The 14,234-nt window shown below is 41.9% G+C and carries 12 protein-coding genes, 2 tRNA genes and 1 pseudogene; 12 read left to right on the top strand and 3 right to left on the bottom strand.

Going from position 1 to position 14,234, the window contains the following annotated elements:
- Positions 1-57: 57 nt before the first annotated feature.
- Complete coding sequence (locus FTU39_RS04565) at positions 58-1,938, bottom strand: potassium transporter Kup (protein ID WP_180051786.1); 1,881 nt, start codon at positions 1,936-1,938, stop codon at positions 58-60.
- A 119-nt stretch (positions 1,939-2,057) separates the two neighbouring features.
- Here FTU39_RS04565 and FTU39_RS04560 point away from each other — a divergent pair.
- Positions 2,058-2,148 (top strand) — tRNA-Ser (locus FTU39_RS04560).
- A gap of 858 nt (positions 2,149-3,006) precedes the next feature.
- On the opposite strand, the gene FTU39_RS04555 is transcribed toward FTU39_RS04560, so the two are convergent.
- Positions 3,007-3,657, bottom strand: a complete 651-nt coding sequence (locus FTU39_RS04555; RefSeq protein ID WP_004974358.1) for a response regulator transcription factor — start codon at positions 3,655-3,657, stop codon at positions 3,007-3,009.
- A 243-nt stretch (positions 3,658-3,900) separates the two neighbouring features.
- On the opposite strand from FTU39_RS04555, the pseudogene FTU39_RS04550 reads away from it, so the two are divergent.
- The 11 genes and pseudogenes from FTU39_RS04550 to FTU39_RS04500 all read left to right on the top strand — a co-directional run.
- Positions 3,901-4,070, top strand: a pseudogene (locus FTU39_RS04550) (secretion protein HlyD); the annotation flags it as partial.
- A 346-nt stretch (positions 4,071-4,416) separates the two neighbouring features.
- Entirely contained in the window at positions 4,417-5,538 is a 1,122-nt protein-coding gene (gene ribBA, locus FTU39_RS04545) for a bifunctional 3,4-dihydroxy-2-butanone-4-phosphate synthase/GTP cyclohydrolase II (protein WP_096902634.1), read from the top strand.
- Positions 5,539-5,549: 11 nt separating this feature from the next.
- Positions 5,550-6,020 carry a 6,7-dimethyl-8-ribityllumazine synthase gene (gene ribE / locus FTU39_RS04540; protein WP_004974350.1) on the top strand — a complete coding sequence of 157 codons (471 nt, stop codon included), beginning with the start codon at positions 5,550-5,552 and terminating at the stop codon, positions 6,018-6,020.
- Positions 6,021-6,024: 4 nt separating this feature from the next.
- Entirely contained in the window at positions 6,025-6,474 is a 450-nt protein-coding gene (nusB, locus tag FTU39_RS04535; RefSeq protein ID WP_004974349.1) for a transcription antitermination factor NusB, read from the top strand.
- Between the two features lie 25 nt (positions 6,475-6,499).
- Positions 6,500-7,429 (top strand): thiamine-phosphate kinase, encoded by a 930-nt coding sequence (thiL, locus tag FTU39_RS04530; RefSeq protein ID WP_180051785.1) that lies wholly within the window; start codon positions 6,500-6,502, stop codon positions 7,427-7,429.
- Positions 7,395-7,916: a phosphatidylglycerophosphatase A gene (locus FTU39_RS04525; protein WP_180051784.1), complete on the top strand. Its 522-nt coding sequence runs from the start codon at positions 7,395-7,397 to the stop codon at positions 7,914-7,916. Before thiL ends, FTU39_RS04525 begins: the two co-directional genes overlap by 35 nt.
- A gap of 18 nt (positions 7,917-7,934) precedes the next feature.
- Complete coding sequence (gene glmU / locus FTU39_RS04520) at positions 7,935-9,299, top strand: bifunctional UDP-N-acetylglucosamine diphosphorylase/glucosamine-1-phosphate N-acetyltransferase GlmU (RefSeq protein ID WP_096902632.1); 1,365 nt, start codon at positions 7,935-7,937, stop codon at positions 9,297-9,299.
- A gap of 12 nt (positions 9,300-9,311) precedes the next feature.
- A complete protein-coding gene (glmS, locus tag FTU39_RS04515; RefSeq protein WP_179989014.1) occupies positions 9,312-11,153 on the top strand; it encodes a glutamine--fructose-6-phosphate transaminase (isomerizing) in 1,842 nt (613 codons plus the stop codon).
- Between the two features lie 310 nt (positions 11,154-11,463).
- Positions 11,464-11,539 (top strand) — tRNA-Gly (locus FTU39_RS04510).
- A gap of 287 nt (positions 11,540-11,826) precedes the next feature.
- On the top strand, positions 11,827-12,129 hold the full coding sequence (locus FTU39_RS04505) for a helix-turn-helix transcriptional regulator (protein ID WP_070153706.1): 303 nt from the start codon (positions 11,827-11,829) through the stop codon (positions 12,127-12,129).
- Positions 12,130-12,133: 4 nt separating this feature from the next.
- Positions 12,134-13,393, top strand: coding sequence for a type II toxin-antitoxin system HipA family toxin (locus FTU39_RS04500; protein ID WP_131261189.1), 1,260 nt, complete (start codon positions 12,134-12,136; stop codon positions 13,391-13,393).
- 65 nt (positions 13,394-13,458) lie between these two features.
- Here FTU39_RS04500 and FTU39_RS04495 read toward each other — a convergent pair whose 3' ends face one another.
- On the bottom strand, positions 13,459-14,016 hold the full coding sequence (locus FTU39_RS04495; protein ID WP_154320192.1) for a hypothetical protein: 558 nt from the start codon (positions 14,014-14,016) through the stop codon (positions 13,459-13,461).
- Between the last annotated feature and the right edge of the window lie 218 nt (positions 14,017-14,234).

Below are 14,234 nucleotides of genomic sequence, written 5' to 3'. Positions count from 1 at the left end.
AAAAATAAAAAACCAGCACTTTATAATGCTGGTTTTTTAAAATCTATTGAGCAGTTTTTAAATTTCGATTTGACTACCCAATTCCACCACACGGTTGGTTGGAATTTGATAGAAATCACTCACAGGACTGGTATTGCGCTGCATTGAAATAAACAGTTTTTCACGCCACGGTGACATGCCATCGCCCACCGTATGCACAATTCGATCACGCGAAATAAAGAAGCTCATTTGCATCATATCGAATTCAAACTCAAGCTGTTCATAGGCTTGTTTCAAGGCATTTGGAATATTTGGCTGATCTTTAAAACCGTAATACATGGCAATCCGATAAAAACGATCATCCAGTTTTTCGACTTTAATCCGATCTTGCTGCGCCACAAATGGAATATCACGCGTGATGACCGTTACCATGATATTGCGTTCATGTAAGACCTTGTTGTGCTTAATATTATGCAACATGGCATGTGGCACAATGTTAGGCGTACCTGTCAAGAAAATCGCATCGCCAGGGACAAATTTGGTTTCATTGCCCATACTAATACTGTGAATGAATAGGTCTATCGGCAAGGCATCTTTTTCCAAACGATTGAAAACCAATGCACGACCATCTTTCCACGTCATTAAAATGGTATACATGATGGCGCCAATTAAAATTGGCACCCATCCCCCTGACACAATTTTGAGCGAGGTCGAAGCCACAAAAATTAAATCTAGGGTTAAAAATGGCACTGCAAAAAGGGCAACTTTCCACATCGGCCAACGCCAAAAACCATAGGCCAGCACTGAAATTAAAATCGTGCCACACAGCATGGTCATGGTCACTGCCACGCCATAAGCACTGGCAAGTCTGGCACTATTTTCAAATAATAAAATTAAGATAAGCACCGAAATAAATAAGGCCCAGTTAATGAATGGCAAATAGATTTGACCACGTTCAACATCGGACGTGTGACGTACAGTCAGGCGTGGTAAATAACGCAATTGAATGGCCTGATTGACCATTGAAAATACCCCTGTGATCACCGCTTGAGAAGCGATCACCGCTGCAGCTGTGGCTAAACCAATCATCGGGTATAAGCCCCATTCAGGCACCAACATATAGAACGGATTTTCAATCGCTGCAGGGTTACGTAGCAATAATGCCCCTTGTCCTGCGTAATTCAATAACAAGCAAGGTAAGACAATCAAAAACCACGCGAGGCGAATAGGCATCCGCCCAAAATGCCCCATATCGGCATAGAGTGCTTCGCCACCCGTCATGGTTAAAATCACCGCACCCATGGTGAGAAATGCAACAAAGGGTTGCTCTACTACAAAGTTAAACGCCCAGTGTGGACTGACCATGGCCAATACAAATGGGGTTTGGATGATACTGAGCAGCCCTGCACCGCCAATGGCTAAAAACCACAGCAAAGTCAGTGGTCCAAAAAATTTGCCCATCGTACCTGTACCATGACGCTGCACAATGAACAGTCCTGCCAAAATACCAATTGAGAGCGGTACGAGCCATTGATTAAAAATAGGCGTGGCAATACTTAGCCCTTCGATAGCCGACAATACTGAAATAGCGGGGGTGATAATACCATCGCCAAAGAAAAGTGATGCGCCAATAAAGCCAAGTGCGATCAGAAAGATTTTTTTGTCTTCGGCAATGCGGGTGGTGCGCAGGTTCAATGCCAATAATGACATGATCCCGCCTTCGCCATTGTTATCGGCACGCATAATGATAGTGACGTATTTGAAGCTGATGGTGAGCATCATGCACCAGAAAATCAGGGATAAAATTCCCAATACACTGGCTTGAGTAATTGCAAGATGGGCCGTTAAAAAAGTTTGTCGGAAGGCGTACAGGGGGCTGGTTCCGATATCCCCAAATACAACTCCGAGTGCAGCCAAGGTAATGACGGGTAAGGCTGCTTTTTTTGCAGTACTTTGCATAGGTGTCTTCGATTTAGACGGTATTTTTGAGAATCATAGCACTACGCTGAAAGTTTTTCTCTAAATCAAATTTTTCAACTTGGCTTTGTACTATTTTTTGGTTATTATCCACCGCCTATGGTGAAGTGTCCGAGTGGCTGAAGGAGCACGCCTGGAAAGTGTGTATACGTTAATAGCGTATCGAGGGTTCGAATCCCTCTTTCACCGCCAAACATTATTCTCATGAAGTCTCATGTGATCTTAAAAAGCTTAAATCTAAAGGGTTTAAGCTTTTTTTATGTCTAATGCAATCTACTTTATCTATTGCAAGCTTGATCTTGTTGGGGGTATAACTAGGGGTATAATAAATTACCCCCAAAATTATACCCCCAATTCTGTGGAATCATTGCAATGCTTACAGATGCTCAAGTCAGAAAAATAAAACCATCGGAAAAGAAAGCCAAATAATTACCTATGATCGAAATCTAGCACATATCACGGCTGGCGGGCTTGGTTATCGTGAATTCTAAAAGTTGAACCCATATAGGGGAAAGCCCCCTACTCACTTAGGTATGATTTATTCAAATCACCATTCATCTATTACTATTAAAACATATTCGTCCTTCTATGTATTTCTTATTAGTGGCGGGTTTTCCCGCTGCGGACAACTTCACACTATTGGATTTATGGGTACAGATACAATCAAAGCCTAAGAATCTGAAAGAAGCATATCGCCTGCATTAGACTGATAGCTATTCAGCTCATGTTGATTTTTACCCATTTTATCGACATGACAACCTGAATATGTTTATGTCATCGACATGACAACTCTCTCATGTCGATTTTTGTCAGTTTTATCGACATGAAAGCCTGAATATGTTTATGCCATACAGCTAAAGGAATAAGACAATATTCCTTTTAGGTTTTAAGCACATCAACAACCTGAACGCTAAATGTCACATCCTAAAGCGAATTAGCTTTTTAAAAAGGTCATAATCAGCCAACCACCCACCCAATAAAAAAACCGCTGCTCAATCTTCCAGATCAACACAGCGGTTTTAAACTCATCTTTTACAGATCAGTCACATCTTACATTTTCTTTTCTTCAATATTTAACGCATTGATTGCCAATACCGCCTGAGTACGATTTTGCACACCCAATTTACGGAAAATTGCGGTCACATGCGCTTTAATCGTCGCTTCAGAAACATCTAATTCATAGGCAATTTGCTTATTCAACAAACCTTCTGCCACCATCATCAATACACGGAATTGCTGTGGTGTTAAAGACTGAATACGTTCAGCCAAAGCTGTTTCATCTGCAGCGCGAGGGTCAAAGTTAACATTCGCAGCCAAGTTTGGCGGCAACCAAATCTCACCTTCTAAAACTTGACGAATTGCTTCACCAATATGGCTCGGATGTGCCGATTTTGGGATATAACCCATCGCCCCATGCGCAATTGAACGTTGAATAATCGATGCTTCTTCGTGAGCGGACACCACAATAATTGGGATAGATGGATATTGCGCACGCACATGCACCAATGCAGAAAAGCCCGATGCCCCTGGTAAATTCAAGTCCAATAAAACAAGATCAGGCTCAGGTCCATTTTCCAAACGTTCGTACAATTCATTAACTGCAGCAGTTTCATGAATTTGAGCTTGCGGTAAGCTATAACGAACCGCCTGAATTAAGGCATGGCGAAACAGCGGATGATCATCAACGATTAATATATTCATAACAGACGTGAGAGATCTTGGGCACAGTTGTTATATTCTAACCACACAAAGACAATTAAGGATATGCAAGACATGACTTTTTTGCATTTATTGTGCAATTAATCACAGAAAAGCGTTTATTTTTTATGTTTTCAGCGCTCAGTCAAAAAGGTTGATCATTTTGTGGATTTTTTAATCAGTTTTATTTTACAACCAAAACGCTCAAAACAAGATGTAATATGAAATAGAAAATATCCCAAGATAAGGGTTTATATCCGTACCGATTCAGACAAACTCAGCAACAAAGCAGGACAAGCGTTTGATATACCCCGGGCATGGTCGCAACAGTCGATATTAAAACGGGTGAAAAAACGGTGTTGGATTATCTGATCAAACCATTCAACAAAGCCAAAGAAGCCTTACGTGAGCGCTAAACAGAAATTCTCTTATACCTGAATTTAATGAATTATCTCATCTCTGATTCTTGCCTTCTCCCAAAACCCAACTGGGCTCAAGTGAAGGCGAGAATGAGGGCGATAATATCCTATGCCCTCTACAGTTTTATTTTTCACAGATTTTGCATTTCATCTTAATTGCCTAAACAATCTACAGCAACGCAGCAAATCCTCCTTTTCACCTCTTTCCAAGCCTGATGACACTGTGTATAACCATAAGTCACGCAATGAAAATGATAAGCATAGGCAAAACAGGTAAAAAACCGTTAGACTATGCATCTCTCTCATTCAATGTCGTTTCAGACAAATAAGAAGGTGAAGGTTGATGCCGCTCAATACTGTCGAAGAGCTTGTAGCAGATATCCGTGCAGGAAAAATGGTCATCCTCATGGATGATGAAGATCGTGAAAATGAAGGTGATTTAGTCATTGCCGCAACCCACGTTCGCCCTGAAGATATCAACTTCATGATCACACACGCGCGTGGTCTTGTTTGCTTAACCTTAAGTCGTGACCGTTGCCAGCAATTAAACCTACCGTTAATGGTTGATGCCAATGGTGCACAACACGGTACGAACTTTACTTTGTCGATTGAAGCTGCTGAAGGCATTACCACGGGTATTTCTGCCGCAGAACGTGCGCATACCATTCAAACCGCTGTCGCTGCACATGCCAAGCCTGCCGATATTGTTCAGCCTGGGCATATTTTCCCACTCATGGCACAGCCAGGTGGTGTATTGCACCGTGCAGGACATACCGAAGCAGGTTGTGATCTTGCCCGTTTGGCAGGTTTAGAGCCTGCATCGGTAATTTGTGAAATCATCAATGAAGACGGCACGATGGCGCGTCGTCCAGATTTAGAAATTTTTGCTGAAAAGCACGGGTTAAAAATTGGTACTATTGCCGATTTAATCCACTATCGCATGACCAATGAACAAACTGTAGAGCGTTTGGATCAGCAAAGCATCGACACCGAATATGGTACTTTTGACTTATATCGCTACCGTGAACTGGGGAACCCAGACATTCACTTGGCATTGGTCAAAGGCGAGCCGAAAGAAGGCGTTACCACAGTACGTGTGCATGGTTTTAATCCAACCCGTGATTTGCTGAAGCTGAAAAAAGCAGATGGTTCGGCAACTTGGAATTTAGACCGTGCTTTAAAAGAAATTGCCAACAGTGAACGTGGTGTTTTGGTCTGGATTGGTCAAGCTCAATTGCAAGACTTGGGCCCTGCTCTAGACAGCCTTAAATCCCCGAAACAAGGCAAAGCCAATGCTGCATTGTCACAGCAATACCAAACCATTGGCGTGGGTGCACAAATTTTACGTGATTTAGGCGTTGAAAAAATGAAGCTACTCAGCTCACCATTACGTTTCAATGCTTTATCAGGCTTTAACTTAGAAGTGGTGGAATATATCACCGCAGATCCAACATCAGAGAAATAATCGAGGTTGCTATGGCAATTCGCCGTATTGAAGGTTTATTACATCTCGCTAGCGAAGGCCGTTATGCGATTTTAGTCGGTCGTTTTAATAGTTTTGTGGTTGAGCATTTGCTTGATGGCGCAATTGACACATTGAAACGTCATGGCGTATCAGAGGATAATATCACCGTTGTTCATGCACCAGGCGCTTGGGAACTTCCTGTTGTGGCTAAAAAATTAGCTGCATCGAATGGTTATGATGCCATTATTGCACTCGGCGCAGTGATTCGCGGTAGCACTCCACACTTTGACTTTGTTGCAGGTGAATGTGCCAAAGGCTTAGGTGTGGTTGGTTTAGATACTGGCTTACCTGTGATTAACGGTGTATTGACTACGGATAGTATTGAACAAGCAATTGAACGCTCTGGAACAAAAGCAGGTAATAAAGGAAGTGAAGCTGCCTTAACTGCAATTGAAATGGTTAACTTGTTAAAGGCTATTTAACGCTATGTCGCAAACACTTCAAGCAACTTATGCAGCAAAACGTAAAGCACGTCGTTTTGCTGTGCAAGGTATTTATGAATGGCAGATGAGCCACAATCCAGTACATGAAATTGAAGCACGTACCCGTGTGGAAAATGCCATGCACAAAGTGGATCTCGGCTATTATCATGAATTGTTGACTCAAGTGGTTGCCAATCATGAAGCATTGGATGCATTACTGGTGCCTGTTCTTGATCGTGACATTCAAGCCCTCGATGGTGTTGAACTCGCCACCTTACGTTTAGGTGCTTATGAGTTAGAACAACATCTGGAAATTCCATACCGTGTGGTATTGGATGAAGCGATTGAATTGGCAAAACACTTTGGTGGTGCAGACAGCCACAAATACATCAATGGTGTATTAGACCGTCTTGCCAACAGCTTACGTGCAGCAGAAAAGCAACAAAGCAACTAATTCAAAGTATTGAGTCGATTGTTGTATGGCTGAGTTTTCCATTATTGAGACCTATTTCAACAGACCGCGTCCCGATGCAGTCGATTTAGGTGTCGGTGATGACTCAGCTCTGCTCACCCCTCCGCCGCAACAACAATTGGTCATTTGTGCCGACACTTTAGTCGCTGGACGACATTTCCCCCTCGATACCAACCCACATGCGATTGGTTGGAAATCGGTTGCGGTCAATTTATCTGACATTGCCGCCATGGGTGCCACCCCACACAGTATATTATTGGCATTGAGCCTACCCCAAATTGATCACGACTGGCTCAAAGGGTTTAGTCAGGGTTTACATGATTGTTGCGATCAATTTGGGGTAAGTTTAATTGGTGGAGATACCACACAAAGCCCGCATCTCACCATTTCCGTTACCGCCTTAGGCTGGATTGAACAAGGACATGCCATTCCACGTTCAGGCGCGCAAGTCGGTGATTATATTTGCGTCAGCGGACAAGTCGGTGATGCCGCTTTTGGTTTAGATCATCTCGATCATCCTTTAAAACAACGTCTCGACTACCCAACACCACGTTGTCAACTTGGACAACAACTCAAAGGTCTGGCTTCAAGCATGATTGATGTTTCAGATGGCTTGGCACAAGATTTAGGGCATATTCTCAAAGCCTCTCAGGTCGGTGCTTGTATTGAACTCAGCCAACTGCCTATAGATGCTGCATTAACCGAATTACCACAACAAAAGCAGTGGCAATATGCCTTGGCAGGTGGCGATGACTATGAGTTATGCTTTACAATAAGCCCACAAAATTATCAGCAGCTTTTGCAAAAACCGCTGAATACCCCTATTCATATTATTGGCAAAATTAACAATCAAAACCGCTTAAGCTTTGAACAGAATGGCGTAGATCGTTCACTTCATTTTCATGGATACCAACACTTTGCACAAACCCGCGATTAATTTCAAAGCCATGTCTTGGACTGACCGACTGATTGTATGCTGTGGTGTTGGCTTCGGTTCAGGTCTACTACCCAAAGCTCCCGGTACCTTTGGTTCGGCCTTTGCCCTACTGTTCATTCCCATTTGGTTCGCGCTTGGTTTCATTCCAAGCCTTTTTGCCATTGCCATCATGTCCCTCGTTGGCATATATATCTGTGGACGTACTGCACAGGTTATGGGTGTACATGATGATGGTCGTATTGTTTGGGATGAATTTGCAGGACAATCGATTACCTTTTTACCCCTGATTTTTATCAATCAAATCAGCTGGGTCTGGGTAATTGTGGGTTTTGCCCTATTCCGACTATTTGATGTGTGGAAACCTTGGCCAATACGTGTGATTGACCGTCAGGTCGAAGGTGGTTTTGGCATCATGCTGGACGATATTATTGCGGGTCTTTGGGCCGCATTATGTATTTATATTTATTTATCTTTTACTTTGGTTTAGCCATCACTAGGATTCAACATGTCTACCACCGTGATTATTCTTGCAGCAGGTAAAGGCACGCGCATGCGTTCAAATTTACCAAAAGTATTACAACCTCTTGCAGGACGCCCACTCTTGGGTCACGTGATTAATACCGCAAAAAAATTACAAGCAGATCATATAATTACCATTTACGGTCATGGCGGTGCTTTGGTGCAAAATGCGTTTGCGCATGAACAGGTACAGTGGGTCGAACAAGCTGAACAGTTGGGCACAGGTCACGCAGTCAAAGTGACTTTGCCTGTTTTACCACGTGAAGGTGTATCACTGATTTTATCGGGAGATGTACCTTGTATTACAGAGCAAACTTTACAAAAGCTACTCGATGTTTCACGTGAAACCCAAATTGGCTTGGTGACACTTACCCTTGCTGATGCCACGGGTTATGGTCGTATTGTACGTGAAAACGGTAAAATTCAAGCGATTGTTGAACATAAAGATGCGTCTGAAGCCCAGCGTCAAATTCAGGAAATTAACACGGGTATTTACTGCGTCAGCAATGCCAAATTACATGAATGGCTGCCAAAACTGAGCAATAACAATGCGCAGGGTGAATATTACCTGACCGATATTGTGGCGATGGCAATTGCCGATGGCTTAGAAGTTGCATCGGTAGAACCTCAACTGGCTTTTGAAGTAGAAGGCGTGAATGACCGTGTGCAATTGGCTGCATTAGAACGCGAGTTCCAGAACTTCCAAGCCAAGCAACTCATGCAACAAGGTGTGCATTTAATTGACCCAACCCGTTTTGATTTACGTGGTAATCTCACTGCAGGTAAAGACGTTCGCATTGATATTAACGTAATTATTGAAGGCGATTGCGAACTGGGTGATGGCGTAGAAATTGGTGCAGGTTGTATCCTCAAAAACACCAAAATTGCTGCGGGCACTAAAGTTCAGCCGTATAGCGTATTTGACCAAGCGGTTGTAGGTGAAGCTGCGCAAATTGGTCCATTCTCACGTTTACGTCCGGGCGCGGTATTGGCCAATGAAGTGCATATTGGCAACTTTGTTGAAGTGAAAAACAGTCAAATTGGTTTAGGCTCCAAAGCCAACCACTTTACCTACTTAGGTGATGCCGAAGTGGGTGCAGGCAGCAATATTGGTGCAGGTACGATTACTTGCAATTATGATGGTGCCAATAAATTTAAAACCATTATTGGTGACCAAGTCTTTATTGGTTCAAATAGTTCATTGGTTGCACCTGTCACCATTGCCAATGGTGCAACGGTAGGCGCAGGCTCGACCATTACCCGTGATGTTGCAGAACAGTGTTTAGCTGTGGAACGTTCTAAACAGTTCACTAAAGAAAATTATCAACGTCCACAGAAATTGAAAAAATAAGAGGAAGTTCCTATGTGCGGTATTGTCGGTGGCGTTGCAGAACGTAGTATTACCAATATCCTCATTGAAGGTTTAAAGCGTTTAGAATATCGCGGTTATGATTCCGCAGGTTTGGCATTGATTAGTCAAGGTCAGGTCTTGCGTGAGCGTCGTGTCGGTAAAGTAGCAAATCTTGAGCAAGCAGTACTAGATTCTCAAGTCACAGGTTCACTCGGTATTGCCCATACACGTTGGGCAACACATGGCAAACCGACAGAAAACAATGCACATCCGCATATTTCTGGCAATGTTGCTGTCGTACACAACGGTATTATCGAAAATTATCAAGAACTGAAAGATGAGCTAGAAGCTTTAGGCTATATGTTCAGCTCTCAAACGGATACTGAAGTGGTTGCGCACTTGGTCAACCATGCTCTTAAAACTGCACCGAATTTATTGGTTGCGGTACAGCAAGTCGTGCCTCAACTGAAAGGTGCTTATGCTCTGGGAATTATCCATACCGATTATCCAGATGAATTGATCACGGTACGTGAAGGTTCTCCTTTGGTGATTGGTGTCGGTATTGGCGAAAACTTTATCAGTTCAGACCAATTGGCGTTATTGCCGATCACCAACCGTTTTATGTATTTGGAAGAAGGTGATATCGCCCGCTTAACCCGCGACAGCATTGAAGTTTTTGTAAACGGTCAAACGGTTGAACGCCCTGTAAAAGAGTTGGATGCAACTGTAAGCAATGCATCGAAAGGTGAATATAAACACTACATGCTCAAAGAAATTTATGAGCAGCCTGAAGCAATTCAACAAACCATTTCACAAGCATTAAATGGCAACGCTTTACGTGAAGATTTCCTGAAAGATGCTGAACTTGATTTTGCCAAGATTCAACAGGTACAGATTATTGCCTGCGGTACCAGCTACCATGCAGGGATGATTGCAAAATACTGGTTTGAACAGCTAATTAACTTGCCATGTCATGTGGAAATTGCCAGCGAATACCGTTATCGCACCCCAGTCATTGTGAATAACACATTGTATGTGTGCATTTCACAATCTGGTGAAACTGCAGATACTTTAGCTGCTTTACGTGATACGCAAAAACGTGCTGCTGCAAAAGGCTTAAATATTAGCACCATGACCATTTGTAACGTGGCAACTTCATCTATGGTGCGTGAAACCAATCATAGTTTGTTGACACTCGCAGGCCCTGAAATTGGTGTGGCATCGACCAAAGCCTTTACGACACAATTGGCAGCATTAATGCTATTGGTGCTCAAAATTGGTCAGGTGAAAAATGCAATTGCAGCGACAGAAACAGCTGAAATTATTGCAGGCTTATGGCACACACCAAAAGTGATTTTAGATACTTTGCAAAATGATACGGCAATTTTACGTTTGTCTGAATTGTTTGTAGAGAAAAATCACTGCTTGTTCTTGGGTCGTGGCACACAATTCCCAATTGCCTTGGAAGGTGCTTTGAAACTGAAAGAAATTTCATATATTCACGCAGAAGGTTATGCTGCGGGTGAATTAAAGCACGGCCCATTGGCATTGGTCGATAATGACATGCCTGTGGTGATTTTAGCACCGCAAGATGACATGCTGGATAAACTGAAATCCAATATGGAAGAAGTACAGGCACGTGGTGGTGAGCTGTTTGTATTTGCAGATGAACACAGCGGCATTCCTGCAGATAAAGAACGCCAGCATGTGGTTTATGTACCACAGGTCAGCGCGTTGCTTGCGCCAATTGTGTATAGTATTCCTGTGCAGTTGTTGTCTTACCATGTGGCGGTTTTACGTGGTACAGATGTCGACCAGCCTAGAAACTTGGCAAAAAGCGTAACAGTGGAATAATGTTGATTAAATTCAATTATTTAAATTTAATAAAATTATTTTGAATCACCTAAAAAATCCGCAGTCGGCTTCATTTTTAGAAATTTAGTACTGCGGATTTTTTATGTCTGATGCTTTTATTTTTCGCATAGCTGCAGCGCATTGTAAGTGATATTAATATTTTTGCAGACAATGAAAACTTTTATAAAACAAACAACCTAAGTCATTTAACCGCACTATTTTCCAAAAATGTTGTTTATTTATTCAGTCAGTACAATGATATGCAAAAAATGATTGACCCTATTTTTGCATCATGTATTATACACCGCATGCGGGAATAGCTCAGTTGGTAGAGCACAACCTTGCCAAGGTTGGGGTCGCGAGTTCGAGTCTCGTTTCCCGCTCCAGAATTTTAAAAGCCTCAGTCGAAAGATTGGGGCTTTTTTATTGATTTTATATTATGTTATCCCCAATCATACTTTCTTTATTATCTTTTATTTCACAGTTTCGGGCCCCAAATACGACATATTCGTAGGTAGTTGCAAAAAATAAATGCATTAAAATCATTAGATTTCTTTAATCCAATAGAATCTCATCAGCCAATCAAGCATCTCATTATCGACCAACTGGCATAATTTCATAAATCCATTTTTTTGTGTTTTAATGGTGATATCACAATGTAAAACACAATATTATGGATTTAATATTCAAAAAACCTGAAGAAGTTGTTGCTTTATTATGTGAGAGGCTTCGTAAAGAACGTCTTTATCTGGAAATGACTCAGGCAGATGTTGCTGCGCGTGCGGGTATTGGTGTGAATACTGTATCTAATCTAGAAGCTGGTCGAAATGTTTCATTTGAAAATTTAGTACGTGTTGCCATGGTGCTCGGCCGATTAAAAGAATTAGAGGAACTTTTCAAACCACATTTAAATAGTGTAGATGACATGCTCCGCTATGAGAGTAATACGGCTCGCCAACGTATCAAAAGGAAATGAATCCATGCTCAAAAAACTTGATGTTTACTACAATGGATGGGGCGAATATTGGCTTTGGGGCACACTAGTTTCCTCAACTGCAATCACAGGTCGACCATTGATTGCTTTTGAATACAGCGCAGAAGCAATTAGTAAAGGTTTAGAGCTTTCATCTTACCTACTTCCGCTAAAAGGTGACCCATTAAGAAAGAACTTTCCTGCACATCAAATGGGATTACCAGGCCCTATATACGATGCCTTACCCGATGGCTGGGGCATGCTCCTGATGGATCGCTTATTTAAAAAAAATGGACTTAATCCAGCACGAGTTGGGCCTTTAGAACGCCTCACGTATATTAGTACACATGCAATGGGGGCATTATCCTTTGAACCTTCAGCATCCGAGTTAACATTAGCTGAAAATATTCCATTGCTAAGACTCGCTCAAGAAGTTCAGGAAGTTCTCAAAGGAGAAGGTGCCGAATTTTTACAGCATTTATTAATTATGGGCGGGTCTCCACAAGGTGCAAGGCCAAAAGCACTTGTTTATCGTGATCCTGTCACTAATGAATTCTCAACAGTTCACTCACATCAACATGAAGCTTGGCTGATCAAATTTCCCGCTCAGCAAGAGCATCCTGAAGTTTGTGCAATTGAAACTGTTTATGCAGAATGTTTGCGTCATTGTCATATTGACACCCCAGACACCCAATACTTCACTCTTCCGAATGGCCTAACTGCATTTGCCTCAAAAAGATTTGACCGCTGCGATGGCATGCGCATCCCTATGCAAAGTTTAGCTGCCTTTACAGGGGCTGATTTTAAATCACCTGGGAGTTTAGACTACAGCAACTTTCTTCGTGCTACACACTTTTGTACCAATGATATTCGCGAAAAAGCGATTGCATTCAAGCGCGCTGTTTTCAATGTGGTGTTCAATAATCGAGATGATCATTGCAAAAACTTTTCGTTTTTAATGTCTCAAAATGGACAATGGAAACTCGCCCCAGCCTACGACGTTACTTTCTGTGAAGGCCCAGGTGGATATCATCAAATGGATATTATGGGTGAAGCACTGGATATTACTCGGTCTGCCATTGTCAAACTGGGCATTCAGGAAGCAGAGCTTTCTATTCAAGAGGTTGATGAAATGATTAACTCAATTTGCGAAGTTGCCAGCCGATTTACGAAGATTGCTCATGATCTATTACCTGAACAAATTAGATCTGAAACTCTCCAAATGATCCAAAATAGGATTGAGCATAATATTCATTTATTGAATTGAATATAAACCATCCGATTTAATCAAAAGCAATCTGGAAATACATATAAAATTTAATCAATAACAGATCAGTGATAAACCCCGAACCCAAGATGGTATATCCACTGCGGGCTTTGGTCATTATAAACAGACAAAGACAACTTACATCCCTCTTGCACTGCAAGCCCATACTCTAATGTTAGCTCCTTGAGTTGCGCAGGTGATAAACTCAACCAAGCATTATCAGGAGCTGGTTCAATATTAAAAGTGACACTTTTAACAGCTTGCTCATATTTTCCAGTCTGAATATTCAGTTCTACGGAATCTGGAAAATGCTGATAAATAGATAATTCATCATCCTCAACATCAAAGCTATATACTTCCTGATTTTGCATATCTCTTAGACATGTATCTTTATATAACTGTTCCGTTAGCAAAGCTGCATTCACCTGAATATTAGAAAAGAGTTGTTCACCTTCTGAAGCAAAAAAGTCCTGATTAAACTTTTGAATTTGTTCATCATCATATTTTGTAAAGTCGCAGGTATTGGCATTGAATCTAAGTCTGGCATCAACCACCAGTTCATTATTAGACCAAGGCAAAAGTTGCGATAAATCTTGCGATTTATATTGTTTTTTGGTGTCCACATAACCTTCATAACCAGGCCGATTAAATACCGCCTGCTTTTTTGGCTGAGTTCTATCTTTATTTGCACAGTATTTATAGTTAAATTGTGGATGAACCGTACCGGGTTTGTCGGAGACTTTTTTATTTAAGTTAGGCCACCTGACCTAACGGGTTAATCTTATCATAGTACATTGCTTCAAACTCAAAAGGCGATACATAACCCAGTGCACTGTGTACA

Origin of the sequence: Acinetobacter sp. YH12099, from assembly GCF_013419195.1 — a bacterium.
Lineage (GTDB): Bacteria > Pseudomonadota > Gammaproteobacteria > Pseudomonadales > Moraxellaceae > Acinetobacter > Acinetobacter towneri.
This window is presented reverse-complemented; position numbering and strand designations above follow the sequence as displayed.